Annotated in this window: 22 protein-coding genes; 17 read left to right on the top strand and 5 right to left on the bottom strand. The window is 52.0% G+C overall.

What is annotated here, in order from left to right; all coding sequences use genetic code 11:
* Positions 1 to 143 precede the first annotated feature (143 nt).
* Genes ABFZ83_RS01635 through ABFZ83_RS01620 form a run of 4 tightly spaced genes read left to right on the top strand, consistent with a single transcriptional unit; the run spans position 144 to position 4,436 of the window.
* Positions 144 to 719 carry a shikimate kinase gene (locus ABFZ83_RS01635; protein WP_411817696.1) on the top strand — a complete coding sequence of 192 codons (576 nt, stop codon included), beginning with the start codon at positions 144 to 146 and terminating at the stop codon, positions 717 to 719.
* A complete protein-coding gene (gene aroB / locus ABFZ83_RS01630) occupies positions 719 to 1,822 on the top strand; it encodes a 3-dehydroquinate synthase (protein ID WP_411817695.1) in 1,104 nt (367 codons plus the stop codon). Before ABFZ83_RS01635 ends, aroB begins: the two co-directional genes overlap by 1 nt.
* Complete coding sequence (locus ABFZ83_RS01625; protein ID WP_411817694.1) at positions 1,822 to 3,147, top strand: HlyC/CorC family transporter; 1,326 nt, start codon at positions 1,822 to 1,824, stop codon at positions 3,145 to 3,147. The genes aroB and ABFZ83_RS01625 overlap by 1 nt, the downstream gene beginning before the upstream one ends.
* Positions 3,147 to 4,436 (top strand): TCR/Tet family MFS transporter, encoded by a 1,290-nt coding sequence (locus ABFZ83_RS01620; protein WP_411817693.1) that lies wholly within the window; start codon positions 3,147 to 3,149, stop codon positions 4,434 to 4,436. Before ABFZ83_RS01625 ends, ABFZ83_RS01620 begins: the two co-directional genes overlap by 1 nt.
* On the opposite strand, the gene ABFZ83_RS01615 is transcribed toward ABFZ83_RS01620, so the two are convergent.
* Entirely contained in the window at positions 4,433 to 5,566 is a 1,134-nt protein-coding gene (locus tag ABFZ83_RS01615; RefSeq protein WP_411817692.1) for an anhydro-N-acetylmuramic acid kinase, read from the bottom strand. The two genes, ABFZ83_RS01620 and ABFZ83_RS01615, sit on opposite strands and share 4 nt — an antisense overlap.
* Positions 5,567 to 5,727: 161 nt before the next feature.
* Here ABFZ83_RS01615 and tyrS point away from each other — a divergent pair, with 161 nt between their 5' ends.
* Positions 5,728 to 6,984 (top strand): tyrosine--tRNA ligase, encoded by a 1,257-nt coding sequence (gene tyrS / locus ABFZ83_RS01610; RefSeq protein WP_411817691.1) that lies wholly within the window; start codon positions 5,728 to 5,730, stop codon positions 6,982 to 6,984.
* On the opposite strand, the gene ABFZ83_RS01605 is transcribed toward tyrS, so the two are convergent.
* On the bottom strand, positions 6,985 to 10,392 hold the full coding sequence (locus ABFZ83_RS01605; RefSeq protein ID WP_411817690.1) for an AsmA-like C-terminal domain-containing protein: 3,408 nt from the start codon (positions 10,390 to 10,392) through the stop codon (positions 6,985 to 6,987).
* A gap of 193 nt (positions 10,393 to 10,585) precedes the next feature.
* Between ABFZ83_RS01605 and bcp the strand changes: the two genes are divergently transcribed.
* From bcp to ABFZ83_RS01585, 4 genes are all read left to right on the top strand, one after another.
* Positions 10,586 to 11,056, top strand: a complete 471-nt coding sequence (gene bcp / locus ABFZ83_RS01600) for a thioredoxin-dependent thiol peroxidase (protein ID WP_411817689.1) — start codon at positions 10,586 to 10,588, stop codon at positions 11,054 to 11,056.
* A gap of 3 nt (positions 11,057 to 11,059) precedes the next feature.
* Positions 11,060 to 11,857 carry a ferritin-like domain-containing protein gene (locus ABFZ83_RS01595; RefSeq protein WP_411817688.1) on the top strand — a complete coding sequence of 266 codons (798 nt, stop codon included), beginning with the start codon at positions 11,060 to 11,062 and terminating at the stop codon, positions 11,855 to 11,857.
* A 156-nt stretch (positions 11,858 to 12,013) separates the two neighbouring features.
* A complete protein-coding gene (locus ABFZ83_RS01590) occupies positions 12,014 to 13,318 on the top strand; it encodes a M23 family metallopeptidase (protein ID WP_411817687.1) in 1,305 nt (434 codons plus the stop codon).
* A gap of 103 nt (positions 13,319 to 13,421) precedes the next feature.
* Positions 13,422 to 13,916 carry a bactofilin family protein gene (locus ABFZ83_RS01585; RefSeq protein WP_411817686.1) on the top strand — a complete coding sequence of 165 codons (495 nt, stop codon included), beginning with the start codon at positions 13,422 to 13,424 and terminating at the stop codon, positions 13,914 to 13,916.
* Between the two features lie 114 nt (positions 13,917 to 14,030).
* Here ABFZ83_RS01585 and ABFZ83_RS01580 read toward each other — a convergent pair whose 3' ends face one another.
* The 3 genes from ABFZ83_RS01580 to ABFZ83_RS01570 all read right to left on the bottom strand — a co-directional run bounded on the left by ABFZ83_RS01580 (position 14,031) and on the right by ABFZ83_RS01570 (position 17,246).
* A complete protein-coding gene (locus ABFZ83_RS01580; protein ID WP_411817685.1) occupies positions 14,031 to 14,513 on the bottom strand; it encodes a hypothetical protein in 483 nt (160 codons plus the stop codon).
* Positions 14,514 to 14,643: 130 nt separating this feature from the next.
* A complete protein-coding gene (locus ABFZ83_RS01575; RefSeq protein ID WP_411817684.1) occupies positions 14,644 to 15,018 on the bottom strand; it encodes a flagellar biosynthetic protein FliO in 375 nt (124 codons plus the stop codon).
* 59 nt (positions 15,019 to 15,077) lie between these two features.
* Positions 15,078 to 17,246 (bottom strand): glycosyltransferase, encoded by a 2,169-nt coding sequence (locus tag ABFZ83_RS01570; RefSeq protein WP_411817683.1) that lies wholly within the window; start codon positions 17,244 to 17,246, stop codon positions 15,078 to 15,080.
* A 483-nt stretch (positions 17,247 to 17,729) separates the two neighbouring features.
* On the opposite strand from ABFZ83_RS01570, the gene ABFZ83_RS01565 reads away from it, so the two are divergent.
* The 8 genes from ABFZ83_RS01565 to ABFZ83_RS01530 all read left to right on the top strand — a co-directional run bounded on the left by ABFZ83_RS01565 (position 17,730) and on the right by ABFZ83_RS01530 (position 26,972).
* Positions 17,730 to 18,539: an exopolysaccharide biosynthesis polyprenyl glycosylphosphotransferase gene (locus ABFZ83_RS01565; protein WP_411817682.1), complete on the top strand. Its 810-nt coding sequence runs from the start codon at positions 17,730 to 17,732 to the stop codon at positions 18,537 to 18,539.
* A 212-nt stretch (positions 18,540 to 18,751) separates the two neighbouring features.
* Positions 18,752 to 19,390 carry an XrtA/PEP-CTERM system exopolysaccharide export protein gene (locus ABFZ83_RS01560; protein ID WP_411817681.1) on the top strand — a complete coding sequence of 213 codons (639 nt, stop codon included), beginning with the start codon at positions 18,752 to 18,754 and terminating at the stop codon, positions 19,388 to 19,390.
* A gap of 35 nt (positions 19,391 to 19,425) precedes the next feature.
* Complete coding sequence (locus ABFZ83_RS01555) at positions 19,426 to 20,967, top strand: XrtA system polysaccharide chain length determinant (protein WP_411817680.1); 1,542 nt, start codon at positions 19,426 to 19,428, stop codon at positions 20,965 to 20,967.
* Positions 20,964 to 21,899, top strand: a complete 936-nt coding sequence (locus ABFZ83_RS01550; RefSeq protein WP_411817679.1) for a hypothetical protein — start codon at positions 20,964 to 20,966, stop codon at positions 21,897 to 21,899. Before ABFZ83_RS01555 ends, ABFZ83_RS01550 begins: the two co-directional genes overlap by 4 nt.
* Before the next feature lie 5 nt (positions 21,900 to 21,904).
* Positions 21,905 to 23,593, top strand: coding sequence for a hypothetical protein (locus ABFZ83_RS01545; protein WP_411817678.1), 1,689 nt, complete (start codon positions 21,905 to 21,907; stop codon positions 23,591 to 23,593).
* A gap of 1 nt (position 23,594) precedes the next feature.
* On the top strand, positions 23,595 to 24,995 hold the full coding sequence (locus tag ABFZ83_RS01540; RefSeq protein ID WP_411817677.1) for an XrtA/PEP-CTERM system-associated ATPase: 1,401 nt from the start codon (positions 23,595 to 23,597) through the stop codon (positions 24,993 to 24,995).
* A gap of 31 nt (positions 24,996 to 25,026) precedes the next feature.
* Positions 25,027 to 25,914 (top strand): XrtA system polysaccharide deacetylase, encoded by an 888-nt coding sequence (locus ABFZ83_RS01535; protein ID WP_411817676.1) that lies wholly within the window; start codon positions 25,027 to 25,029, stop codon positions 25,912 to 25,914.
* Complete coding sequence (locus tag ABFZ83_RS01530) at positions 25,914 to 26,972, top strand: FemAB family XrtA/PEP-CTERM system-associated protein (protein WP_411817675.1); 1,059 nt, start codon at positions 25,914 to 25,916, stop codon at positions 26,970 to 26,972. The genes ABFZ83_RS01535 and ABFZ83_RS01530 overlap by 1 nt, the downstream gene beginning before the upstream one ends.

Below are 26,972 nucleotides of genomic sequence, written 5' to 3'. Positions count from 1 at the left end.
TTCGGCCCTATCTAACCCCAGCAATACCCGGCCAGACTTTGTCCGGCCTAGACCCCAAACGCAATATTAGACCTAGCCGAAGCTCAGGGAAATACTGAATTCCGGCTAGCATCCGCTTGCGTGCTCCCCTACATCTACCCGTCATGACGCAATCTCGCAAATATCCGGAATTAAAAACTACCCGTCCCGTCGTATTGGTCGGCATGATGGGTGTAGGTAAAACCACTATCGGGCGGCGCCTCGCGCCCCATCTCGGCCTACCATTTTTCGACGCCGATCAGGAAATCGAAAAAGCCGCCGGAATGAGCGTTTCCGACCTATTCAAAACCCATGGCGAGGCCAGTTTCCGCGAGGGTGAAGCCCGTGTAATCAAGCGGCTTTTGGACGGACCGCCCCATGTTCTCGCAACTGGCGGGGGTGCCCTGACCAATGCGGAAACCCGCGCCCTGATCGCGGAAAAGACTCTTTCGATCTGGATTGAGGCGGATATCGAAACAATCATTAAGCGAGCGGGACGCCGCGATACACGCCCTCTTTTGCAAAATGGCGATCCGCGTGAGACGCTAAAACGCCTGTTAAAAGAGCGCGAAGACTATTATCGCGCAGCAGATATTCATGTGCACACCCAACCGGGGCCGCATAACAAAACCGTTGAAGTAATTTTGGAAAAGCTTGATTCGAGCCCGTGGCTTTTAAGCCCGCGCGAGGAAGACAAATAATGACGACAGAAATTGTACGCGTCCCGCTTGGTGATCGCGCTTATGACATCCAGATTGGCGAGAATATTCTCGGTAAGGCTGGTGAATTCCTCTCGCCACTTCTCAAACGCAAGCGGGTTGTCGTTGTCACGGATGAAAATGTCTTCGCCGCTCAGGGCGCTTCGCTAAAAGCCGGACTTGCTGGCATTGAAACCGATTTCATCATTCTAAAACCCGGTGAAGCCACAAAATCTTTCGACGAATTTCAGAAACTGACGGGTCGGCTTTTAGATTTAGGCGTCGAGCGTGACGATATTGTCATTGCCTTTGGCGGCGGGGTGATCGGTGATTTGACGGGCTTTGCCTGCGCAGTCTTGCGGCGCGGATGCCGATTCGCGCAGATTCCGACTACTTTACTGGCGCAGGTCGATAGCGCCGTTGGCGGGAAAACCGCCATCAACGCACCGCAAGGGAAAAACCTTATTGGCGCGTTCCATCAACCCTCGATCGTGATCGCCGATACTGCGAGCCTCAATACGCTCTCGCCCCGCGAGTTGCGGGCGGGTTATGCTGAAGTTGTTAAATACGGGCTGATCGATGATGAGCCGTTTTTTGCCTGGCTCGAAAAACAAGGCACAGCACTTTTAGCCGGAGATGCCTCTGCGCGTATCCGGGCCGTCAAAAAATCCTGCGAAGCCAAGGCCGCAATTGTTGGCGCGGATGAACAAGAGCGTGGCAAGCGCGCACTTTTAAATCTCGGCCATACTTTCGGACATGCTTTTGAAGCTGCCTTTGGCTATTCCGAAAAATTACTTCATGGCGAAGGCGTCGCGCTTGGGATGGTCTTGGCATTCGAATATTCGGCGCGGCTTGGCATGTGCAACCCTGATGATGCCGAGCGCGTCAAATCGCATTTAGGGGCATGTGACCTTCCCGTCGATGTTCATGACCTCCCCGAAGTGCCCCCCGCGTCAACTTTGGTTGAGTTCATGAAACAGGACAAAAAAGTCGAACATGGTGCCCTTACGCTCATTCTTGCCGACGCTATCGGCGGCAGCCGGATCGTAAAAGACGCCAACATTGATGACGTATCTGCTTTCCTAAAGGAGAAAACTGGCCGCTGATGCCAGTCAATCACGCTATGTCAGAAATAGACCCATCCGTATTTGTCTCTATAGGAATTATATTTTTCCTATTGGCATTGTCCGCCTTTTTCTCAGGATCGGAAACAGCCCTCACCGCGACGTCAAAAGCGCGGATGCATAAGCTTGAGAGTGACGGCAATGCGAATGCGCGCCGCGTCAATCTATTGATAAGAGATCGAGAACGCCTGATCGGTGCGATCTTGCTTGGCAATAATCTTGTGAACATTCTGGCATCGGTCATTGCGGCAAGTGTTTTTAACACGCTTTTCGGCGCATCTATCGTGGCTACAGGCCTTGCGACCGCGACGATGACCGTCCTCGTTCTGGTCTTTGCTGAAGTATCGCCTAAGACCGCAGCCATTGCCCGGCCCGATGCCTTTGCAATGCTCGTTGCGCCTCTTATGCGTTGGGTGGTTGTCGTCTTTGCGCCCATCACTTGGCTGATCCAGATGATCGTACGCACGGCGTTTAAAATTTTTGGTCTTGATATCTCCAAGGACAGCGCGGTTTTCACGGCGCAGGAAGAATTGCGCGGTGCGATTGATCTTCATCATTCCGAGGGCCGTGTTGATAAAGATGCGCGAGACCTCATTCGCGGCGCGCTTGATCTCGAAGATATTCGCACAGAAGAGATCATGGTCCACCGCAAATCAATTGAGATGCTTGATCTCGACAGCCCAAAAGACGCGATCATTCGTCAGGCCCTGAAAAGCGCGCATACACGTTTGCCGCTCTATCGGGAGAACCCGGACAATATTATCGGCATCCTGCACGCCAAAGATTTGTTGCGCGCCTTATGGGATGCAGAAGGCAATGCCAATGCGATCGATTTTGAAGCGTTGGCGCGCGATCCCTATTTCGCGCCAGAGACGACGACGCTGCAAGAACAGCTAGATGCCTTTAAGCGTAAACAGGAACATGTCGCGCTAATCGTTGATGAATATGGGGCGCTGATGGGGCTCGTGACCCTCGAAGATATCCTTGAGGAAATCGTAGGGGAGATCGAAGACGAGCATGACAGTCCGGTGCTCGGTGTGCGCCCGCAAGGCGATGGCTCACTAAATGTTGATGGCGATGTCACCATTCGAGACCTGAACCGTGCTATGGATTGGAACCTGCCAGATGATGAAGCCGTAACGGTCGCCGGTCTCGTGATACATGATGCACAATCTATCCCCGATGTTGGCCAGACATTTTCATTCCACGGTTTCCGTTTCAAAATTCTTCGTCGGCGACGCAATCAGATAACCGCACTCAAGATCACACCAATCATTAATTCCGCTTCTCAAGAAAGTCAGCGATAATGGCGAGAGCCCCGGGCCGCTACGCCCTGTTATTTATCTTCATCACCGTCATGCTCAACATGATTGGTTACGGTGTGATCATGCCGGTCATGCCACAACTGATTATGGAGGTAACCGGCGAAGGCATTTCCGCTGCTGCAAAATGGGGCGGCTATCTCGCCGTTGCCTATGCCGCGATGCAGTTCCTCATGATGCCGATTATTGGCGGATTGTCTGATCGTTTTGGACGGCGACCCGTTTTGCTAACGTCGCTTGCAGCCTATTCGCTTGATTTTTTGGTCATGGCACTTGCGCCTGTGATTGGCCTTATTGTGATCGCAAGAATGTTGGCCGGCGCGTTTGCGGCAACATTCTCAACGGCCAATGCCTATATTGCCGACATATCGCCACCCGAAAAGCGCGCCGCAAATTTTGGCCTGATGGGCGCAGCCTTCGGCTTAGGGTTTATCATCGGCCCCGGTATAGGCGGGCTGTTAGGGGATCATTACGGTCCCCGCGCACCGTTCTTTTTTGTTGCGGCGACCGGCGCGATTAATTTCATCTTTGGCATGTTTGCGCTGCCAGAAACTTTAAAGCCGGAAAACCGTAGAAAATTCGAATGGAAACGTGCGAATGCCTTTGGCAGCTTTAATCAATTCGCAAAATATCCAACAATGCTGCCGATTGCGCTTGTATTGTTCTTTGCGCAGATTGCCCATTGGACCTATCCATCGATTTGGTCTTACTACGCCGAAGAAAAATTTGCGTGGACGCCGTCATTGATCGGAGCCTCATTGATGTTCGTTGGCTTAATGTCTGCGATTGTCCAAGGCGGCCTGACCCGGATCATCATACCCAAAATCGGCGAACGGGCATCCGCCATTACGGCTATGAGCATCACCGCAACGGCTTATGTCCTTTTTGCTTTCGCATCACAGGGATGGATGGTTTATGCAGTTATCGCTTTCTCCGCGCTCGGCGGATTAGCGCAGCCGTCACTTCAGGGAATTATGTCACGCACCATGCCCGCCAATGCGCAAGGTGAATTGCAAGGGGCAATCGCCGCAATCATGAGCCTGTCGATGATTATCGGGCCTTGGGTGATGACCCAGACCTTTTCGGCATTTTCTTCGCCCAACACACCATACACACTATTTAGCCTGACGATCTTCCCTGATGGCGCACCATTCTATTTCCCCGGTGCGCCCTTCATCTTTGCGGGTGTGCTCGAAATAACTGCCTTGGCAATGCTATTCATTGCATTTGGCCGCATACGCCGGCCACGGGAGGAAACCCCAAGCGAAGCTTAAATTGGTGCTCGGTGAAATACCCCACCGAGCATCGGTCGCGGTGCCCGGGTCGTCATGGGGAAGCTAAGCGGCAGTTTTTTGAGACTGCGCACCGCGAGATAAGCGAAACATTCCGCCTCAAGATCATCGCCTCGCCAGCCTGCTTCCTCCGCGGAGACAACTGGCGCGTCTAGTCGTTCTTGCAATGCCTGCATCATCGCTGGGTTATGGCGGCCACTGCCGCACACAATATACCCGCCCGGCAATTCAGGATAAAACGCCTCTGCCCGCTCGATACAAGCCGCGGTCAGCGCGGTAAGCGTTGCGGCCCCGTCCTCGACTGTGAGCGATTTTAGGTGGTCTAATTTGAAATCGAAGCGATCGAGAGTTTTTGGCGGTTTTCGCCGAAGATAGGGCGACAGCAACAGCATTCTGAGCGCTTCTTCATCCACCCTACCGGCTAGCGCAGTTGCCCCGTCTTCATCTCTTGGCTCGCCTGTTTTCAGAGCCAACCACTCACGAACAAGCTTGTTGCCCGGACCGCCGTCAAAAGCGATCAATTCAGTCGCGTGCGCGTTTTCCGGCACATAGGTAATGGTGGATTTCTCACCGAGATCAATCACACCGACCGCACATTCGGGGCGCTCTTCCATGGCCGCAATGAGCGCCCGATAATAGACTGGCATGAATGGTGCGCCGTCGCCGCCTGCCGCAATATCCGCACTTCGGAAATTGTTGATTACGTCGATGCGCGTCTCTTCAGCCAGAACGCTCCCGTCTCCGATCTGCCATGCGCGTCCGAGGCTGTCCGGCTGGGTGCGCGGATTATGTAAAATGGTGTGACCATGAAATCCGATTACGTCCACATCTTTACGCTTGATGCCAGTTTCCTCAAGGAAAGCTTCCACCGCCGATATATGGGCCAAGGTGACTTCGCCGGCGGCTTTGCCGATTTCGGATGCCCCATCCCGTCCCTCTAGCGCGGCTTTCATCGCCCGGTGAATCCAGACTTTGAGATCGCGGCTATAGGGAAATTGCAGCGTTGGCCCGGCTTCCAGAATGACGTCGCCATCGGTGTTTAGCAGTGCGACCTCAATCCCGTCGACAGAGGTACCGCTCATCAAACCAATAGCGGTCAGAACTTCACTCATATTACCTGCTAGTTGCACTCCCTGAACTTAGCCAGAGTCGCCACAAAGCCTGAAGGCAATCTTAATCAATTCCCAAACCTCGGCCGAATTCGTTGGAAATCCGGGCCCATCATGCTAGGGGGCGCACATATTGGCATTATGCCCCGACGACAGAGATAAAAATGACAGACGCAATGAGTTTCAAATCCGACTTCCTACGCATTCTCAATGAACGCGGTTTTATCGCCCAAGGCACGAACCTTGAGGGTCTTGATGACGCCGCCAGCAAAGAGATTGTCACCGGTTATATCGGCTTTGATGCGACGGCAAAGTCACTCCACGCCGGGGGCTTGATCCAGATCATGCTGCTTTATTGGATGCAGCAGACAGGACACCGCCCTATCGCGCTGATGGGCGGCGGAACGACGAAAGTCGGCGATCCGACCGGGAAAGACGAACAGCGTAAGCTGCTTTCCGATCAGGATATCATCGACAACATGAATTCGATCAAAACCGTGTTCTCGAAATTCTTGAAATTCGGCGATGGCCCCACTGATGCGATCATGGTCAATAATGATGATTGGCTTTCCAAACTTGGGTATATCGAGTTTCTCCGCGACTATGGTGTTCACTTCACCATCAACCGCATGCTGGCTTTTGACAGCGTGAAGCTGCGGCTTGAACGCGAAAGCCCGATGACATTCCTAGAATTCAATTACATGCTGATGCAGGCATATGATTTCCATGAACTGTTGAACCGCCAGAATTGCACCCTTCAAATGGGCGGCTCTGACCAATGGGGAAACATCATCAATGGCGTGGAATTATGTCGACGCGTCGACAGTAAAGAAGTCTTTGGACTGACGACGCCGCTATTGACCACTGCGTCAGGTGGCAAGATGGGCAAGACTGTCGGCGGTGCTGTTTGGCTAAACGAAGATATGTTCTCGCCCTATGACTATTGGCAGTACTGGCGCAATGCAGAAGACGCAGATGTTGAAACGCTTCTCGCGCGCTACACGATTTTGCCAATGGATGAGGTCCGCCGATTGGCAGCACTCGAAGGCGCTGAAATCAACGAAGCGAAAAAGATCCTTGCGACCGAGGCCACGGCCCTTCTCCATGGCCGCGAAGCCGCAGAACGGGCCGCGGCAACTGCACAAAAAACCTTTGAACAAGGCGGCTTGGGCGGTGACTTACCAACGGTCGATCTTAGCGCCGATGCAATTTCAGCGGGCGCACCGTTGATTGATCAGTTCATCACCGCAGGGCTTTGCGCGTCAAAAGGCGAAGCCCGGCGTCACATAAAGGCCGGCGCGCTCAAAGTTAATGACGAGCCGGTCAAGGAAGAGCGTAATCTTTCTACGGATGATATTCGCGACGATGCGATCAAAATCTCCGTCGGGAAGAAGAAACACGCAATAATCCGAATTTCCTGATCATGGGTTTTCTGGCACCTGATCCAACTCTGGTTCAGGTGCTGGAGGCGGCGCTTGTTCCGCCATGGGCGCAACATCATCGGTGTTCTGCGGCTGGAATATTTGCCGGAAGATACCGGGCGTCAGCGCGGAGAGCGGGTTCACAAAAACCGAAGGATTTCCGACCTCACCGGACACGCGATAGGAAAAGGCTAAAATCCCTTCGCCTTTTTTACCAACCAGAATATCGCCAATGATGGGCGCGTTTCCTAAGGCGGAATTGATCGCGTATATCGGAGCCACTGCACCGGACAAATCCGCGTGGCCATCGGCACCAATATCAATATGACCTTCGGCGCTAATCCCAACTGATGACCCGGTGGCCCTCATGGAGTCGACCTCTAGGCGACCGTCGCCATAATCAAATTTTCCGTAGGCATAGGAAAAATCAATGCCGGCACCATTCATAAGATTGGCGAGCCCATCAAGGGATCCGGCCGAAAAGATCCGCGCGAGAAGCGGTGTATCCACGACAGTCAGGTTTCGTGCTTCGAGTTCGCCCTCAAAGCCGGGCGTGCCCGTCGAATGGAGCGCGAGCTTCATAATCCCCTCGCCGCCATTAATGGACTCAACACCAAACACACCCCGCATCAAATCACCAATCTGACTTGTTTGTGCTTCAATCGCCCGTTGCGATCCTTCCTCAGCGCCAGTGAACGTCATGTTTGCTTTGATCGGTGTGCCGTTCATATCAAAAGCGGAGAAATCGAGCTCCTGAAGTCTCTCCGCATCGCGCCGCAAATCAAGCGCACCAACGCGATATTCGACCCCATTGCGCATAGCGATCTGGTCAATTCGCGCCTGAACATAAATGCCCTTACCCCAGCTAAATCCACCGCCACCGGTGCCGCCAGCGTCACTCAATATCGTTTCAATAAACGCGCCTGCGTTCAAGAAATCGCCAATCGCCGTGAGCGCCAGAACGCCAGTTGCATCGCGTTCCGCAGTCAGCGCCAGATCGGCTGCGTTCTCGAGATAGAATTGTTTTAGTGAAGCGCTGAGCAGCTCGCCGTCAGGAGCGAAGGCAATCTCTCCACCAACATTCACGCTCGGCCCATTGATCGACAAACTGTCAACGGTGATCTCATCCGATGTAAAATCGATTGAAACCTTACCGCTTGCCGCCGTCCCCGCTGGTTTGCGCCAACCCAACGCATCAAATGTCAAAGCGGAGTTCGTAAAATCAGCCGAGAGATCCATCTGCTTGAACGCACCGATCTCACCGGTTGCCGCCGCATCGAATTTAACGGGTCCACGGAGATATTGCCGTGAAGCGATACCAAATAGATCACCGGTTGAACTATCGAATTCGCCGGTCAGTTTGATCGAAGACGGGCCATCCTGAAGGTAGAAATTCTTCCGCCAAATAAGATTGATGGGCGCATCATCAGCCAGTTTCGCATCCGCTGAAACAGTCAATGAACGCGTCGCCAATTCGACCTTCCCTTTGGCGTTTGAAATCTGCGTGTCGCCGATCAACTCAGAGATCTGCATGTCGTCAAATGTTGCAAGGCCCTTATATTCATATTCTTCCGGCGCGACGTCCCGCTTATTGGGGCGCATGATCTCAACTTGCGCAACGGCACTTCCCGAAAATTGGCTCGGTTTGAATTCTGCCTTGGATAATAACGATAATGGCTTTTCGTCGAGGACAGACAGCATCGAACTCGCTTCACCTTCGGCGGTAAAGCGGTAATAGGTTGGTTCCCATTTCGGAATAAATACCGGGAATGAAACCTCGCCTTTTGTAATGGCGATGTCGCCCAAACGCGCTGCGTCCACTTCGAGAAGAAAAGAGTTTCCGCGCAGCATCCCTCGTCCGCGGCCATTCGTCAGCGGGGTCATGCCCTTGATGTAATTCGCCCGGACATTTTTAGCGTCAAATGAAAGCGCCATGGCTTCGTCGGGAAGACCGCCATCGGGACCGACTGCACCGGGAACCAAGTTCATCGAAAAGTCGATATTTTCTATGGTCGCGTTTTTTAATCGGTCAACCACCCAATCGCGCGCACCCATTGCGATTGTCATTGGCCAGATCGCTAATAGTCGCTCCGGGTTCAGTGTGCCATCGATATCGATATTCGCAATGACACCGGGTGAAGGTTTGATACCATCATCACGACGGCGCGGTAATACGACAGACAATGAGCCATCCGCACTTAATTCAGCGACATCGACTTTTAGTGATCGCACCGTTAGGCGGCGCTCAGCCAATAGGTATTGCCCAACCAACTTACCGGATTGCAGGCTCATCGGCGTAGACAGCCATCCCGGCAAATCAAGGACCGTTTCATCAGTTTCTAAATCAAACGAAATTCGCTCAGGTTCACGAATATCATCACCAAAGGAGACCGCGACCTCGCCCCCAAGTGCACCGCTCACGCCTTCAACCTCATAGGCAAGATTTTCGATTGTAAAAATATTCCGTATAGGATCAAAGCCGGTTTCCCATTCGATCATCGAAATGGCGCGACGGTCTCCGGCGAATTCAAGATAACCCTCACCAATTTGTGCATCGAATTGAGAAGACAACACATTGCCGCTGGCCGTGAATGCGATAACGGCGCGGCCACTCGCGGGCGCATCGATAAAGGCCGCTCCATCTCCGTAAAAGGTACTTAAGATGTCACCAATCGGAAAATTCACACCATCGACGACAACATTTACAACGCCGTTCGTAGAACGATAATTCGCATTTGCATCGATTGATGCCTGCTGGCCATCCATGTCGATTGCGCCGAGCACTGAGGCGATTAAGCCTTCATCATCTCTCGTGAGATTCACTTCAGCATTCTCTGTCGCCCATGCCCGGCCCGAGGCTTCGTCGAGGAAGGTAATTTTTGCATTGCTGATCGATGCGGAAGAAAATGCAGTTTTCAGGATTGGCAAATTCTTGATATTGGAAAATCGCGGCGTGGTTTTTTTCTTGGGCGTTTTCTTTCCAACGATCGGGATATCAACATTCAGATTTTTGCGGCGAATAATTCGAAAGCTCGCCCCATCCGCCAAGATGGTCTTTGGGCCTATCTCACCATTGAAAATATCACCCAGTGTGAAGGTAAGCAGAATTTCAGGTGCGGCGGCCGCAACCTCATTATCCGCATCGAGAATTCTGGTATCTTTAAGGCGCAACATATATTCGTCGCGCGCGTCAGCACGTAACAATTCAATCGACGCAATCGACGCGCCGAAATCATCAGGCGTCCGTTGCTCGATAGAATATTCAACGCTGCGCTTGAATATATCGAGCGACACTGGCCCCTGGCCTAGTCGCCAATAAAGGAAGAATAAAGCGGCAGCGACGATAGCAATCGCGATCGCGACAACTTCCAACGCTACAATAGCCGATTTCAAGGCCCGCTTTTTCATGCAGCCGCATACCCCGCGACACTAATCAATTGCTGCACAATGCCAGCCCCATTTGGACGTCGCAATGTTATACCGGTAGTGGCCAATCTGTTTATCCGCAAGTTATGAGAGAATTGTTGATAGCAAAGGCTGGCGAATTTCAATCTGCCAGATATGTTGCGCCGCCATAGAAGCACAAGATTAGGGATAGATTATGGCCATCACGATTGCAGAAGGAAAAAAAGCACCTGCGGTTTCATTTACACTCGATAATGGCGAAAGCGCGCGCCTCAAAGATTATCTCGGCAAAAAAGTCGTTCTTTATTTCTACCCAAAAGATGACACGCCGGGCTGCACTAAGGAGGCGATCGCCTTTTCCGAAGACATTGCCAAATTTAAGCGCGCGGGCGCTGTGGTGATCGGCATGTCTCGCGATACGGTCGCAAAACACCAGAAATTCAAGGATAAACATGACCTGAAAGTTGTACTCGGGGCTGATGAAGACGGCAGCGTTACCGAGAAATTCGGCGTTTGGGTCGAAAAGAACATGTATGGCCGCAAATATATGGGGATCGAGCGTTCGACGTTTCTCATTGACGACAAAGGCGTCATTCAAAAAATTTGGCGCAAAGTTAAGGTTGCTGGCCATGCCGAAGAGGTCTTGGCGGCGGTCAAAGAGCTTTAGGCGATGATTTTGGACGCAGCCATTGCAGTTCTCTCGGCAGCTGCCCCGGCAGATAAAGTCGCGGCGGCCGCAAAGGCCGATGCGCTGCGGGAAGGGCGGCTCGACATTGACCTCAGCAACCTTCCCGCCCCGCCAGCCCAGCCGGCCCGGCCCGATCGGCCGATATTGGCCAATCCAGGCGATGTGCCAAAACGGCGCTTTGGTTCCGTTGAGGGACGGATTTCACTGCTCCATGCGGTCGCGCACATCGAATTTAACGCTATCGACCTCGCCTTCGACATGGCCGCGCGCTTTGCCAGCGAGATCGCGGCAACAGGGCTCGAGGCTGACGCCTTTGTTGAGGATTGGGTAAGGATCGGCGGCGAGGAAGCACGCCATTTCAGTATGATCGAGGCCCGCCTTAACGAATTAGGTGCGTGTTATGGCGACCACCTTGCCCATAATGGGCTTTGGGAGAGCGCTGAAAAAACAAAAGAAAATGTTCTCGCCCGGTTAGCAATTGCACCACTCATTTTGGAAGCGAGAGGACTTGACGTGACGCCGGATATGATGGCACGCCTACGCTCTGTGGGCGATGACGCAAGTGCTGATATATTGGCTGTGATATATCGTGAAGAAGTCGGTCACGTGGCCTGTGGAAAACATTGGTTCGACAGAATTTGCGCTGCGCGAAATCTAAATGTCACAGAAACATTCCATAAGCTCAGGAAAATATACTTCGCTGGTGAGCTCAAACCGCCTTTTAACCATGATGCACGTGAAAAAGCTGGTCTCAATCGTCCGTTTTATGAACCGATTTGAAACTAAACCGGGCGTAAAACAGAATTCTGTGATAAAGAATGCGGAAATTAGCGTTACACGATCACATAAGTATTGCGTAATGTTCAGTTTTGGGTTGCTATACCGACAGGGGTGGCATCGTAGCGTGAGTTCGCGCTTCCAAGGGGCGTATGTTTAATGAGCCGTCGTTCCGGCAAAGTCAGGCGCGTTCTTAGCCGTATCTTTAAAGAGCGGCAGATCTATCATCGTAGTGATGGCGTCGTTCATTTTATTTCCATGTCGAGCAAGAGCCAGATCGCTCTTGCCACAGTGATAGGGGCTGCCCTGCTCTGGGTCGCCTATGCCTCGGTTAACGTTGTTTTTAAAGAACAAATCATCGTTGCAAAGGATCGCGACAGCCGGATCATGGAAACGACCTACTCCAAGCGTATCCGCGATGCGCAGGAGGCCTATGACGATGTCAGCGAGCTCAATTTAATCATCAAACAGAATTTCGATGAAACCATGGCGGACATCTCCGCGCGGCATCAGCTGCTGCAAAATATGGTTGAACGGAAAACTGCGATCGATCAGGGCCTAGATACCCTCGCCGCAGGTCTGGCTGAAGCCGGCGGGCCAAGTGGTCAACGGCCGACAAACGGCAATCGTGTTATGATTGACGTAACGCCGGGCGAACCAACACCGCGCCAATCGCGGATCGAAGCAACACGCCGCCAAGGGGCCGAACAAGTTCGGGATATTACGCCTGGCGGCACTGCCTCGGACGCAATCCATTCCATGAATAAGGCGGCTGCGGATCTTTATACCGAACAGATGCTACTGCTCGCGTCGCTCGAAGAAAAAGCGAATAACAAGCGTGAACAGCTACAAATGATCCTGAAAAGCGCAGGGGTTCCGTTAGATTCCGTTGTTACCCCGGCAAAGATTTCAAATATTACGTTAGCGCAGGGCGGCCCCTTTATCGATATCTCTGGTGGCGATGAAGCAGCGGCCAAGTTTTATAAGCACGCTAACCGCACAGCAGCAGCGGTAGACGAATTAGCTGCACTGCAAAAAGCAATGCAGAATGTTCCTCTTTCATCGCCGCTCATCGTTGGCCGACGCTTTACAAGTTCGTTTGGTATCCGCCGCGATCCAATTAACGGCAAGTATTCACGCCATTATGGCGTAGATTTTGCTGCACCATGGGCATCGCCCATTACAGCGACCGCGGATGGTGTGGTAAAATTCGCGGGCACACGTTCTGGTTTTGGGCGGGTTGTTGAAATCAACCACGGGAACGGGTTTGTTACGCGTTATGCGCATATGAATCGCATATCAGTTAAGACGGGGCAGAAGGTAAAACTTCACGACAAGGTGGGGGAATTGGGATCAAGTGGTCGTTCAACCGGGCCGCACGTACATTACGAAGTGCTGTTCAAAGGAAAACCACTCAATCCTCGCCGATTCATTGAGGCAGGTAGATATGTTTTCGAAAGCTAAACCGAATAAATCTCTCGACTCAAAGTCGCAGGGCAATCCACCAAAAGAGGTCGTTGCTCAGCAAGGCAATGCACAACAATCGTCGAGAAAAGGATCAGGCGTAATGAAGTCAGCTGGAGTACCATCAATCATTTCATCTGACGTTGTCATGCGCGGCAATATCAACTCAGCGGGCGAAATTCAGTTCGACGGCTCGCTCGAAGGCGACGTCAAAGCTGGCTCTTTGATCATTGGCGAAAAAGCTTCTGTAAAAGGCGAAGTGATTTGCGAAACCGTAACCGTTCGTGGCCGCGTTGAAGGCGGCATTCGCGCGAAGTCGGTTTCTCTTGCTTCTACAGCGCATATTCAAGGCGACATTCTTCATAGCTCGCTATCGGTTGAAACTGGCGCGCATTTCGAGGGCAACTGCCGTCATTCCGATGACCCACTCTCCGAGACGTCTGCGAAAGATTTCCGGCGGGCACGTCCATCGGCACCAGCACCGGCCCCTCGCCCGGTTACATCATCCAACGATGAAACTGCCGAAATGGCGGAACGCCCAGCGGCTGCAAATGAGACACCGTCATTTTTGAACGCGGGCCGTTCACCTCTGCGTTAATCGAGACAGCAGTATCCAAATTGAAAAAGCCGCTCATAGGAGCGGCTTTTTTTATATTCCACTGACTTGTCAGATTACGGAATAGCCTTCGAAACGCTTTGATAGAAAAACCGTTTATCGTCCCCGCATGCCTGATAGGCCGCTAATTGTGGTCACCAATGCAAGACCCGCTGCGAGATAAGCCCCCCACTGCACCGCCGGCAAACCTGTTTTCGTGCCCATCATCGTTGCGAGGAAAATACCCATCGCACAGAGCGCGGACAAACCAGCCAGCAATGTCACGATACTCGTCAGCCGGCCAATGAATGGCAGCAAGCCAACAACGCCGATCGCTGCGGCTGCGATGGAGATCACCGCGGCGAGAGACATGACCTGACTAGGCAATTTTGATTTATTGACAACCGCTTCCGACGCGCACTCTTTACCGAGTGGGACTTCCAATCTGCGCACGCAGTTAATGACACCCCCGATGAATTTATCACCTGTCACAATAGATTGTTCAGACCGCCCACTCACCGGATTATCCGATGGGTAAGAATACATAGGCCCCAAAAACATCGCCGCAACAATCGCAAGCGGTAGAATAATTCTTATCATTGCAGGTTCCCCGTCTTTACCAATACCCTTGGTTAACAGCTTACCTATTCTTTCAAAGCAAGCCAAGCGGCATAAGCCGATGGGTCATCACGGATGTATAAAGGTTTTTGCTGCGGCGCACCCCGTACGGTTAGGCAGCATGTTTTCCGGTAGCACGAATTTTCGAAGCGAAACTTGCGATATTTCCCAGCGGCCCTGCCAAAGCATTTTGCAGCTGGTCTTCAGTTTCGGCGTGCTCAACCGAAGGCTTCAGCTCCTTATCGATCACGGTTTCACCTTGCGGCCCGAGCATGATTAGATATTCCGTATCGTCACATTTTATGATCGCTACACGCCGACGTGCATCAAGCGGCAAAACCTCTCGCAAGGAAAGCCGTTTCTTGCGCCCCGTAACACCATTCATGGTGCTGAGCCCCGCTTTTTGCGCAGCGTATGCCGCAAGCCCGATCATGCCGAGCACAACGACAAATCCGAAAACGACGCGCAGTATTTCAGAGGCCAACATGACGGCATCCCCTATATTCGCAATATAGAGAAAATACCCGCTTTATGATTAACGGGGTGTTAAGCGATGAAAGGCTTGGCGTATAGCCGCTCTAGGGCTGAGAGATCGACAATGTCTCCGCCAATCTCATCTTTAAACCACGCCAGATAATCCGCCGTTCTGCGTAATATTTCTTCGACATCGCTACTGCTCTTCGCGTAATCATTGCCGCCTGGCACGAACGACGTCGAATGAAGACTGAAACTGAGAACAGGCGTTTCTTCCTTGATCAGATGACTGGTCAGCGCTTTCAAATCTTCAAGGCCAGCCCCCTCAGGCGATAATCGCAAAGCGCGCTTCACCGAACTCAGGCGATCATCCTTACGATGAGAAAAGCTGCGGCTATTGATTTCCTGCGAGAGAAATTTTCGTGACTTTACAAATGCCTTGGCCCCAGAGACAGGCGTAACGTTTATTGCCCAATCCGGTCCAGAGATCATAAATGGCATATTCGTCATATCTGAAAAATCAGGTCCGCCGACAGTGTGAAAATCGAATCCCGCGCTCGGGCTGAAATCATATTTTATCCCAATTTCAGCAAGATAGGCATAATCCTCTCGCGCAATGCCATAGCGCCCGGCCCGATGGCTCCGTGCAATGTCGCCAAACGCTGCCTCATATTGCGCAGCCATATTTTGTAATTTTTCTCGCAAGACTTCACGCGGCAGGTTCATCTGGAAAGAATAATATTCGCTCGGAAAATCGCCCGGCGACGTCGCCCATTGGTGCAAATGAATTCCGAAATCCGCACGTCGCGCGTCTTTCAAGGCGCGAAAATATTCGGCCGTTCGCTTATCCTCCAATAAAGGCGACGTTACAAAATAAAGCGGCTTTGCTTCGAATGCTTCGCAAACTTCCTGAAATATTTGAACGCCTCGAATGTCACTAACGGACAAGCGCATATTGTGAAATTCATTCCAGTCGAACTCCTCTTCCGTATCAACTGTAACAATCAGCTTTGGTCTCTTGTCGGCGTTTAGCGGCGTGATTGGATTGATGGAAATTGACTTTCGGGCAGTTGCTTTCTCATGCAGCGCCTTGAAAATGCGTTGCATGCCATGCGCGGTTTCTTCCCACGAATATTGCTCCGCATACACTCTTGTTTCCTGGCGGGGCGGCAAGTCATTTAACAGTGTGTTTGTTTCCGCTGCGATTTCCTTTGCCGTACGGTTGTTCACCAATCGCCCGGCCGCAGGCGCATTTATAACCTCGCCAGAACCCCAGACATTTGTGGCGACACAAGGCGTTCCGCAAGCAAGCGCCTCTAACAGAACATTTGGCCACCCCTCTCGCGAGGATGCGAGAACCAAGACATCGGCGGCGGAATAAACCCGGTAAAGCTCGTTATGCGCAATGCGTCCTAAAAATTTAACACGGTTTTCAAGACCCAAACGCTTTGCAAGCGTCGCGAGATTATCTCGTTCCGGTCCCTCTCCGGCGATAATCAATGTGGCGTTTTCAATTTCAGAAAGTGCTTGAATTACAAGGTCATGGCCTTTGCGGTCAATAAGATGACCGACACTCGCGAGAACTGGTCCATCCACCCCAAGAGCGCGGCGTTCTTCATCCCGGTCGGCAGGGCGAAATAATTTCAGGTCAACACCGTTTCGCAGAACCGAGACCTTTTCCTTCGCGACGCCCAGTCGGGCCAGTTCATCTTTCAGCGCTGCGGCAACTGTGATGATATGATCTGCTCTGTTCGCGGCCTCTAAAATCGCTTTTCGAGGCCCCTTGAAAGACGGCAGTAAATTGATATCGGTTCCTCGCCCGGTCAAAACAATCGGCTTGTCATAGCGGCGTGCAATCCTTGTCGCTGCAACACCGTCCGGGTAAAGATAATGTCCGTCAATAAAGTCGAAATCCCACCCCTCATCCCGAAGATTTCGAACAGCTTTATCCAAACAATGTGTAAGTGAACTAGGCGCAACATGCATCGCTATCTTCGGCGGGATGACATACCGAGGGTGCAAGATATCAATGCCGTTCCGGTTTTCCCGAAATGGCACACTTGCCGACACTGCATATTCGCCAAATGCCGAATGGCGAAAAGGAAACCAAGGCACCGGCGCAATGACTTTTATGTCTGCATCGTAATTTTCGAGATAGGCGCGCAATCTATTTTCAACGAACACCCCATGTGATGGCTGTTTTGCGTTGGGAAACAACGTCGAAAAAAGCAGGATACGCATAAAAGTCCGTAGGTTTTAGTGTCGTAAGGCGCATAATATGGAACATTCTTAACGAGCGGATGTTAAAATAGTCCCGTAGACTGAGCATTCATTAAGAGTTTCTTGAAGCTATGCCTCATAGAGTTCGTTCATTCGCTAGGAAAGTGAACCACTATGACCACAGCAACAATAAAATCTACTGACGAACAATCGGTTGTCGAAGCCGACCGGCTCCCAGTATGTGCGTGTGCTTTGGTGTGGTTTGCAACTGCTGGCGGTATGTGGGCGATAATTTTTTCGCTCTTCTAATTTCTTCGCCATCCTCACCTTAAAACTCCAAATAAAAACCGCGTAATTCACAACATTGTCCCATTTACCATCTTAACTTTTTGTTAGGCATGCATTATGCGGTAGAGGACTTCGATTGTTGCGTTTTCGGACAGTGGAAGGGCCATAGCAGTAGCACAATCACTTTACTGCATCGTGGCATAGTTGGAGTGGGGGATGATTATTATCTATGCGCTCGCGCTTTTGCTCGCGATGCTTTGCATCGTTGCATCAGCGCGTTTGCTGCACGCAGGTGAATTTAGGCTAGAACACGATATTATTTATCGTCGCGAAGGCGCGCCCGAAAGCGCGACTGGCGGCGGGCCCGTAACACCTGCAAATCCAGATGAAATGGCGCAATCACGCGAGCTGACCGAAGCCGCCGCCAAGATGAATGCACCGGTCAGTGCAGGGATAAAACGCCTATTGGACATCGCTTTTAGCTTGTCCTTGCTGGTTTTTCTGGCCCCTTTGCTCTTGGTCACAGCCGCACTCATAAAACTCGATAGCCCCGGCCCTATTCTCTATCGTCAAAAGCGTGTTGGCTATGGTGGGCGCGTTTTCGAGGTTTATAAATTTCGCTCAATGATCACCAATGCCGAAGCGAACGGACCGCAATACGCCGCGGTAAAAGACAGTCGCATAACCCGGGTTGGGCACGTGATTCGCAAGTTTCGAATCGACGAGATCCCGCAAGCGATCAATGTTCTGCGCGGCGAGATGAGCTTTGTCGGCCCAAGGCCAGAACGCCCTGAATTCGTTCTCGAATTGGAACAGGAAATCCCGCTTTATCACTGCCGGCATTTGATTAAACCAGGCATTACCGGATGGGCACAGGTAAAATACGAATATGCCGCTTCGGTCGAAGGCGCGCGCAATAAACTTCGTTATGACCTTTACTACATGCGCCACTTTTCCCCATTGCTGGATTTAATGATTGTTCTGATGACCGTCCGTGTGGCCCTTTTCGGCCTAGGAAGCCGATAATTTACGCATTTGCGGTACGGATTTTTCCGGAATCAGCGGACATCTCTGAGAGGGTAAATGGCCAGTTTTTCAGTTCAGGCCAAAATTCGACGTTTTACGGCGCAAAACTTAAGGGGCATGGCAAAGAATTTGCGTTGCCTTTAGACTATTGTGCGACAAACGGGGCTATCGCGCCGACCCATAGCTCACTGGACGCCATAGAGGTTAGGAATATGAATAAATTAATTGAATTTGCACGACTTTTCGCTGCCGTCGCGGTATTCGGAATTCTTGCTGCCTGTTCGTCTATCGGAGGCGAAAAATTAGAGGCAGCGCCGACTAACGCCAGCGCAGCAGCCGCAACCGCACCAGACTACTTGATTGGGCCGCTTGATCAGCTTGAAATCTTTGTTTGGCGCGCGCCGGAACTCTCAACCAATGTAACTGTTCGCCCGGATGGCCGCATTTCTACCCCATTGGTGGAAGACATGGTCGCAGCCGGTAAAACACCATCGACCCTAGCAACGGATCTCGAAGGCGTTTTGCGTGAGTTTGTCCGTGCGCCGGAAGTTACCGTCATCGTCAGCAATTTCTCGTCAACATTTGACCAACAGGTCCGCGTGCTTGGTGAGGCGCAAAAGCCGATCGCCCTTCCCTATCAAGCTGGCATGACCACGCTGGACGTTATGGTGGCTGTTGGCGGTTTGACAGAATTTGCAGCGGGTAATCGCGCCGTTCTTATCCGTGGCCATGGCGAGGATCGCCAGTCATATCGACTGCGCCTTGATGACCTCCTCCGTAAAGGGAACATCGCGGCAAACGTCCCGGTCTTGCCTGGGGATGTCATTTTGATCCCGGAAAGTGCGTTCTAACGGAACGCACGACCGGCTTTGAGGGATGAGTTTAGTTGTTTAAGTTTTCTGAATTGCCGCAACCAGTACTCCGAAGCCTGAACGGGCTTTGGAGGCGTCGTTGGCTTATCGTTGCCGTTACGTGGTTGACGGCATTGGCCGGCTGGTTTGCAGTATGGCTCATCCCCGATCAGTATGAATCACGGGCTCAGGTTTTCGTTCAAACGGAAACCATTCTCGAACCTGTGCTAACTGGCTTTACGGCGCGTCCGGACTATTCCCGACGCGTCGAAGTCATGCGACTTCAATTATTGACCCGTCCGAATGTGGAGGAAATCATTCTGCGGGCCGGGCTTGATAAAACCATCGAAGCCAAGACCCCAATTGAACGCCGGGCAAAAATGCAAGGCATGGTCGATTGGGTTGCTGGTGAAATCGAAATACAAAGCCCGCGAGATATGTATTTCATTATTTCCTATCGCAATGGCGATCCAAAGGTGGCCCGCGCGGTCGTGGACGCTGTGCTGAACCTGCTGATAGAGCAAGATCTCGGAGCGAGCCTCACAGAAAGCGAAGCTGCGCGCCGGCGTCTTGATCTGCAGGTCGAAGAATTCGAAGAAAAGCTCACAGACAATGAACGCCGCGTTGCTGCATTTCGAAGTGAACATGCGCTCGAGCTTGGGGCCACGCTCGGCACCAACCGCCAGCATGAGCAAAAAGAAAACGAACTTACGCGAACTAGCGATGAGCTAGAACGCACCAAAGGGCGTGTCCTGACAATTCAAAACCTGCTTTCAGCAACACCCCGCCGTGCATCTGGTGGAGAGCTAGACCGATTGAAAGTCGAGCTAGCGGGACTTCGCAGTCAATATGAGGAAAACCATCCGGATATTCGCGGCGTACTTGCCCGAATTGAGGAGCTCGAAAAGGACGGCGACTCGCTCTCGCTCAATCCTGAATATGTACGCCTGCAATCAGAACTACGCGTTGCGCGCGACGCCGTTGTAGCGCTCGAAGCGCGCGAGACCCGATTGATCGAAGAATTAAACGCATTGGACGCGGCGCACGGGCAAGCCCCTGCCGTCGAGGCTGAGCTACGCCAAATTGTTCGTGAATATGAACAAACGCAAAAAACCTACGAAGAACTATTGGCGCGCCGTGACCGGTTGAACCTCACGCGTAACCTTGGTGCCGCAGGGCGCGGCGTGGAATATCAGGTTTTCGAATATCCAACCGAAACCCTTATCCCAAGCGATCCGCCCCGCTTTTTGCTCATTCTTGGCGTCATCATCATCGCCGCGGGCGCTGGCACGGCCGCAGCATTGGCCCTTGTCCTTATTGATAAGAGCTATACGCAAGCCAGCGAGCTTCAGGAGGCCTTTGGGCTCCCTGTTCTTGGAGCATTAAGTGAAGTGCCGTCCGAGAATGTTATCGCTGCCCGGAAGCGAGATTTAACGCGGCTGGCGCTAGCCTGTTTTGGGCTCGTCGCCGTTGCCGGTATTTACAGCTATCTAACCGTTTATCGTTTACCTTCTGCGCCAGTGGGCACGCAGGAGAACGCGTTTATGGTGCCAACTGGCGGGGAGGCACGGACATGAGCGTCGTTGAAAAAGCCGGAAGTAATATTTTGAAGACTTCGTTCGGCAAGAAGAACAAGAAAAAGAAAAAAGATCGCGATCAGGTTACCGAACAAGTCACCAATAGCGATATCGCGAATGTGGGCCCCGAAAAACTGGAACTCGATTTCGAAGAACTCGCCAAGAACGGGTTTTATAATAATAACGACCGTTCAACGCAGCTGGCGCTCGAACTGCGCGCCGTGAAGCGGCGCTTACTGCGCCGCATCGGTTATTTGCGCGCAAGCGGTGAACGCCAAGCCTATCGGACACCGGGCAAGCAGCGCAACTTGATATTGGTGACATCAACCCGCGCTGGCGAAGGCAAAACCTTTTCCGCGATTAACATCGCACTGAGCCTGGCATTAGAAGACAATATCGAAACGCTTTTGATTGATGCGGATCTCGCCCGTCCGAAAGTACGAGACCGGCTTGGCCTGCCTCACCTTCCCGGACTGTCAGACCGCCTAAGTAATCCGCGCCTCAATGTGAATGATATGGGCTGGCGTTTGAATAACGGCCCATTGAGCATTTTACCCGAAGGCGCACGCAGCGAACGTCCGACGGATCTTTTCGGATCGCCTGAGGCCCAGCGGCTTTGGACCGAAGTCGCGATGGAAAAATCAGACAGGCTCATTATTTTAGATGCGCCGCCCGTACTAGCGGCGACGGATGCGGTCGTTCTCGCGAAATATGTGGATGAAATCGTCTTTGTCGTCGAGGCCAATTCAACGCCAGAACCAGCCGTTGCCGCCGCTATAGACGAATTGGTGGAAATCAACCCAAATATCAGTGTCATGCTCAACCGGTGCCAGATCGGCGCAGGCGGAGCGCATTACGGTTCCTATGAGTATTACGAACGCGCGGACAGCGAAGAATCGCTAGCGACAGCGAAACAATCAGATAAAGGATGATCCAAATGGGGCAACTCGGAAATCCAAAACTAAAATCTACGACGAAAAAATCTATTCTTTGCGGCGTCGCACTCAGCGTTTTCGCCGGCGCAGCCATCGCCCAGGTCGCAGCACCCGAGGCACCACTTAAGCTGCAAACGGACTATTTCGGATATGCCGCGGGCGTCTCGGCACGCATGTCATATTCCGACAATATAAATCTCGCTCGCGATGGGCTTGAGGACGATGAGATTATCGCCTCGACATTGCTGACGGGTGGCGCGATTTATTCCACACCGCGTGTCACAGCAATGATATTGGGGGATCTCGACTTTTCCTATCTCATTGATGATGCGGATTTTGCGGTGAACCAGAATGTTGGTGCGACAAGCACCTTCACCGCGGTCGATAATTGGCTTTATTTCGACCTTTCGGGTTCTAGCTCGCGTCAGCTCGCTGGTGACAATGCGCGCTTTTCCGGCAACATCAATGCCGGGCGGTCACAACGGGTAAACGTTCATTCTTATAATGCAAGCCCCTATATCTTTCATAAGTTCGCAGACGAATCGTCGATGGAACTTCGCTACCGCTTCTCTCAGGTTTTTGTCGATGGCGAGCAATCGCTGGCGTCGCTGTTCCGCGGTAGTTCTCTTAACGACTCCCTCACGCATGAGGTCATCGCTCGTTACGATACGGGCCGGAAAAATGAACGCCTGAGAATGCGCTTTACCGCCTATGGTAGCGACACCACCGAAGACGGCGTCGATATTTTCCCGGACTTCGAATATCGCCAAGGTTCATTGTCGGCCGATGCGCAATTTGCGCTTACACAGAATTTCGCCCTTTCCGGCGCGGTTGGTTATGACGAAATTGAAACCAATGCTGCGACCGCCCTCTTCTTTGACGATGATTTGCTATCTGGATTTTTCTGGCGTGCTGGCTTTACCGCACAACCGGGTCCGCGCTCATCGCTCCGCATAGAATATGGCGAACGCTATGGCGATGATTTTATCGATGCCGATGCGCGCTACCAAATTTCAGAACGCCTGACATTCTCAGCCGCCGCAAGCCGGTCATTCCGCACACGGGCGCAGTCAATTTCAACACAGTATCGCACAACTCAACGGCAGACATTGGATTTTGCAGATCGTCTGCGTGAAGGCGATGAATTGTCTGCGCGCTCTGTAATTGAGTCAGCAAACTGGTACGCGAACAGCCTGAATTTTGGTCAGGCTCAAACCTCTGGCGTTTCGGTATCAGATAATGCTTCGGTTGCTTTGACCGGTGCCTATGACCGAACCGAATTGTCGATTAACGGCTTTTATTCGGATGATAATTTTGGCTATCGCCAGATCGAAACCATCGGCGGCGGACTCGATTTGCGCCGGCGTATGTCACGCCGCCTCACCGGTTATGGCTCGGTCACTTACCGCTATGCCGATACGGCCTTTGATCCAGCGACATGCCAAGCCAATCCGTTGATCTTTGGGTTCGATACATCAGACCCGCTCTTCGATCCGGTTATGAGCTGTAACGATTTGGCGGCCGATAATGGTGTCACGAACACCCTCATTGGACGTCTTGGGGCTTCGTATAATCTTTACGAAAACGCCTCAATTTTTGTCGAAGCCTCGCGTACTGAGCGCTTCGCACCCAACCCGCTTCTTGAATATAGCGAAACCAATGTTCTCGCGGGGATAACCTTGGACTTTTAGTATGTATGAAGAGTATTTCAAGCTGTCCGACGCGCCTTTCCGGTTGAATCCCGATCCGCGATTCTTTTACGGAAGCCGTAGCCACAATAAAGCCATGGCCTATTTACATTATGGCTTGAAACAGGCTGAAGGATTCATCGTCATTACCGGCCCTGTTGGCGCTGGGAAATCGATGGTCATCGGACATCTGCTTGATCAGTTAAACTCTTCAAATGTCGTTGCCGCTAACCTTCTCACCTCGAATGTCGAACCGAATGAGTTGCTCAGTCAGATCCTTTCTGCATTCCGGATCGAAGCCGAAGGTGAAGGCCGCACTGGCGAGATCGAGGCGTTTGAAGACTATCTCTTCGATCAGCTAAATCGCGGTCGCCGGGTGCTTCTGATTATCGACGAAGCACAGAACTTACCCTTCAAAACCCTTGAAGAGTTACGAATGCTTTCTAATCTTGATTACGAAGGCACGCCGCTATTCCAGGTATTTTTAGTTGGCCAACCTGAGTTCCGGACGATCATCGAGTCGAGTGAAATGGAACAACTGCGACAGCGCGTTATTGCTTCCTATCACCTCGAAAGCCTCTCCGAAGAAGAAACGCGAGATTATATTTTGCATCGCCTTTCGGTCGCGGGCTGGCAGGAAGATCCGGTATTTGCCGATGGCGCGTTTAAAATCATTTTTGAAGAAACGACGGGCCTACCGCGACGTATCAATACGCTTTGTAATCGCCTGATGCTTTATTGCTCACTCGAGAAAAAGCACGAAATCACCCCCAAAATTGTCGAAACCGTTTGCGCGGAACTGCGCGAAGAAAAACTTGAGGCTCGAAAACAAGCCGCTGCGATGCCGCCTGTTTCAAAAGTCGAAAGCGAGGAGACGATGAAAGAGGAAGCGAAGCCGGCGACGAAAGAAGAAAAACCGGTAGAGGCGAAAAAGAAAGAAACGCCGAAACCGAACACGACCGAGACCGTCGAAGTAGATAAACCAGCGGATGACGCGCCAATTGCGCCTAGTCTGCCGACAGCCTCAACAAGCGTATTTGATCGCTTGCGCGCGAAGAAAGATAACGCTGACGCGTCTACTGACCGTCAAGAGGCGACCTTGAATGACGTAGCCTCGGCAATCGCAGCGGCATCAAACGGCGCAACGGATACGCAGGTTCCGGCCGAAGAAGCAGAGGCAATTAAAGCTGCTGGAGACAAAGATACGCCTCAATGGCGCAAAGCTCTGGCGACTTCGATTGACGAGACACGCGAAGAATTGAAAGCGGCGAACACGAACATCATGAAACTCACCCGTTCGGTCGTCACGCTCGACGAACGACGCAAGGATCGTCGACGCAAAATTGTCGAGAGCCTGACCCGTGCGGAAGAGCTATTAAGCGCGTTGAACGAAACACGTAACTAATTCACCTGATTGCGTGGGACAATCGCAAATTATGCCCCGTGCTGAGCAAACCAATACGCCCGACAATGGCCCATCAGCCATTGGAAAATTCGCCATGTCGATTGATGTGGAGGACTATTTTCAAGTCTGGGCGTTTTCCGACATTGTCACGCGAGATTCTTGGGACGGGTATAAATTACGAGTAGGCGAGACAACCCGCCGGTGCCTCGACCTGTTCGAACGCAACGATGTTCGGGCAACATTTTTTACATTGGGCTGGGTTGCTGAACGCGATAAATCCCTCATCCGAGAAATCGTGGATCGCGGCCATGAACTCGCCAGCCACGGTTATGACCACACCAAGGTTAACCAGCAATCTCGCGAAGAATTCGCTGCCGATATCAAAAAAACCAAAGCAATGCTTGAGGACATCGGCGGCATTGCCGTTCGCGGTTATCGCGCCGCAGGATTTTCCATTGATGCCTCAACACCTTGGGCGCATGAAGTACTGATCGAGGCCGGTTATGAATATTCATCAAGCAGCCATCCAATTGCGCACGATCATTATGGTGATGCGCAGGCATCTCAATTGCCGTTCTTTCCTGTCGAAGGTCATCATTTCATAGAGGCACCGGTGGCGACTACTGACCTTTTCGGTAAACGGATCAGCACAGCCGGGGGCGGATGGTATCGCGCCTTCCCCCGCCTCATTACCGATAAGCTCATTCAACGAGCGGCGAACCGCCTTGATGGTCCGGTTATTTTTTATTTCCATCCGTGGGAAATTGACCCCGAACAACCCCGCCTTAAACGTGCGTCCCTCAAATCGAAAATTCGTCATTACATTAATTTAGGGGCGATGGAATCGAAGCTCGACAAGACATTAACAGCCTATCCGTGGCGACGCATTGACCAATGTCTTGCCCTGGAAACCGCGTGATGCCAACCGCAATGACCAATTCAACCGAAATTCACGTATCCGGCCAAGTCGACCGTTCGGAGTGGGATTCATTTGTGAACAACCACCCAGAGGCGAGCTTTTTTCATCTCTCCGGTTGGAGTGCGATTGCCCACGAAATTTATAATTATGCGCCGGTATATATAACCGCACGCCGCGACAATCGTTTGGTGGGCGTTCTTTCCTTGTCTCACGTGAAAGCCCCCCTCACCGGGCGTTCATTGGTATCGACGGCCTTTTCAGTTGGCGGCGGCCCGCTAGCGATAGATCAAGAGGCGCTTTCGCGGCTATTAAACGCTGCGGAAGAAGTCGGCACAAATCGCAATGTCGACTACATCGAGTTGCGTAGCGATTTTTCAGCTGATCATTGGCAAGATAAATCTGGCACCCATGCAGGATTCAAAGCGCCGATTATAAAAAACGAAAAAGAGGCTTTGGCTGCCATTCCACGCAAACGCCGCGCGGAGGTTAGAAAGGCAATTGCCCTTGCAGAGGCTGGAGACCTCGTTCTCGATCAGCGCCGCAATTTAGATGTGTTTTATCGGCTCTATGCCCACTCTTTACACCGTCTTGGTACGCCCGTTTTTCCAAAACGGTTTATCGCTAACCTTGTCGATGAATTCCGCAACCACACCGAAATCTTGACGCTTACTTATCGCGGTGACGCGGTTGCTTCGCTCGTCAATTTCTATTTTGGCGACACTGTACTCCCCTATTATATTGGCGCGAATGATGCTGCGCGCGAAGCCCGTGCTTTTGACTACTTATATTGGATCACGATGCGCCGAGCGTCTGAAAAAGGGTATTCCTATTTTGATTTCGGCCGCAGCAAGATTGATAGCGGCCCCTATTTCTATAAGAAATTATGGGGATTTAATCCCGAACCAGTGCGCTACCGGATTAAGCCGATTAAAGCCGACAGCATTCCGAATATCAGCCCAAACAACCCGAAATATGCGGCGTTCGTAAAGCTCTGGCCGAAAATACCGGCACCAATCGTCAACCGAGTTGGGCCTATGCTCGCCCCTAATTTCCCGTAG

This window comes from Hyphococcus formosus, assembly GCF_046736345.1.
Lineage (GTDB): Bacteria > Pseudomonadota > Alphaproteobacteria > Caulobacterales > Parvularculaceae > Hyphococcus > Hyphococcus formosus.
Note: the sequence above shows the minus strand (reverse complement) of the source record. Positions and strands in the feature narration are given on the sequence as shown.

Excerpts from the sequence above, each read along its gene's own strand:
- ABFZ83_RS01635 (WP_411817696.1), top strand. The coding sequence starts at position 144 with ATGACGCAATCTCGCAAATATCCGGAATTAAAAACTACCCGTCCCGTC.
- aroB (WP_411817695.1), top strand. The coding sequence starts at position 719 with ATGACGACAGAAATTGTACGCGTCCCGCTTGGTGATCGCGCTTATGAC.
- ABFZ83_RS01625 (WP_411817694.1), top strand. The coding sequence starts at position 1,822 with ATGCCAGTCAATCACGCTATGTCAGAAATAGACCCATCCGTATTTGTC.
- ABFZ83_RS01620 (WP_411817693.1), top strand. The coding sequence starts at position 3,147 with ATGGCGAGAGCCCCGGGCCGCTACGCCCTGTTATTTATCTTCATCACC.
- ABFZ83_RS01615 (WP_411817692.1), bottom strand. The coding sequence starts at position 5,566 with ATGAGTGAAGTTCTGACCGCTATTGGTTTGATGAGCGGTACCTCTGTC.
- tyrS (WP_411817691.1), top strand. The coding sequence starts at position 5,728 with ATGACAGACGCAATGAGTTTCAAATCCGACTTCCTACGCATTCTCAAT.
- ABFZ83_RS01605 (WP_411817690.1), bottom strand. The coding sequence starts at position 10,392 with ATGAAAAAGCGGGCCTTGAAATCGGCTATTGTAGCGTTGGAAGTTGTC.
- bcp (WP_411817689.1), top strand. The coding sequence starts at position 10,586 with ATGGCCATCACGATTGCAGAAGGAAAAAAAGCACCTGCGGTTTCATTT.
- ABFZ83_RS01595 (WP_411817688.1), top strand. The coding sequence starts at position 11,060 with ATGATTTTGGACGCAGCCATTGCAGTTCTCTCGGCAGCTGCCCCGGCA.
- ABFZ83_RS01590 (WP_411817687.1), top strand. The coding sequence starts at position 12,014 with ATGAGCCGTCGTTCCGGCAAAGTCAGGCGCGTTCTTAGCCGTATCTTT.
- ABFZ83_RS01585 (WP_411817686.1), top strand. The coding sequence starts at position 13,422 with ATGAAGTCAGCTGGAGTACCATCAATCATTTCATCTGACGTTGTCATG.
- ABFZ83_RS01580 (WP_411817685.1), bottom strand. The coding sequence starts at position 14,513 with ATGATAAGAATTATTCTACCGCTTGCGATTGTTGCGGCGATGTTTTTG.
- ABFZ83_RS01575 (WP_411817684.1), bottom strand. The coding sequence starts at position 15,018 with ATGTTGGCCTCTGAAATACTGCGCGTCGTTTTCGGATTTGTCGTTGTG.
- ABFZ83_RS01570 (WP_411817683.1), bottom strand. The coding sequence starts at position 17,246 with ATGCGTATCCTGCTTTTTTCGACGTTGTTTCCCAACGCAAAACAGCCA.
- ABFZ83_RS01565 (WP_411817682.1), top strand. The coding sequence starts at position 17,730 with ATGATTATTATCTATGCGCTCGCGCTTTTGCTCGCGATGCTTTGCATC.
- ABFZ83_RS01560 (WP_411817681.1), top strand. The coding sequence starts at position 18,752 with ATGAATAAATTAATTGAATTTGCACGACTTTTCGCTGCCGTCGCGGTA.
- ABFZ83_RS01550 (WP_411817679.1), top strand. The coding sequence starts at position 20,964 with ATGAGCGTCGTTGAAAAAGCCGGAAGTAATATTTTGAAGACTTCGTTC.
- ABFZ83_RS01545 (WP_411817678.1), top strand. The coding sequence starts at position 21,905 with ATGGGGCAACTCGGAAATCCAAAACTAAAATCTACGACGAAAAAATCT.
- ABFZ83_RS01540 (WP_411817677.1), top strand. The coding sequence starts at position 23,595 with ATGTATGAAGAGTATTTCAAGCTGTCCGACGCGCCTTTCCGGTTGAAT.
- ABFZ83_RS01535 (WP_411817676.1), top strand. The coding sequence starts at position 25,027 with ATGCCCCGTGCTGAGCAAACCAATACGCCCGACAATGGCCCATCAGCC.
- ABFZ83_RS01530 (WP_411817675.1), top strand. The coding sequence starts at position 25,914 with ATGCCAACCGCAATGACCAATTCAACCGAAATTCACGTATCCGGCCAA.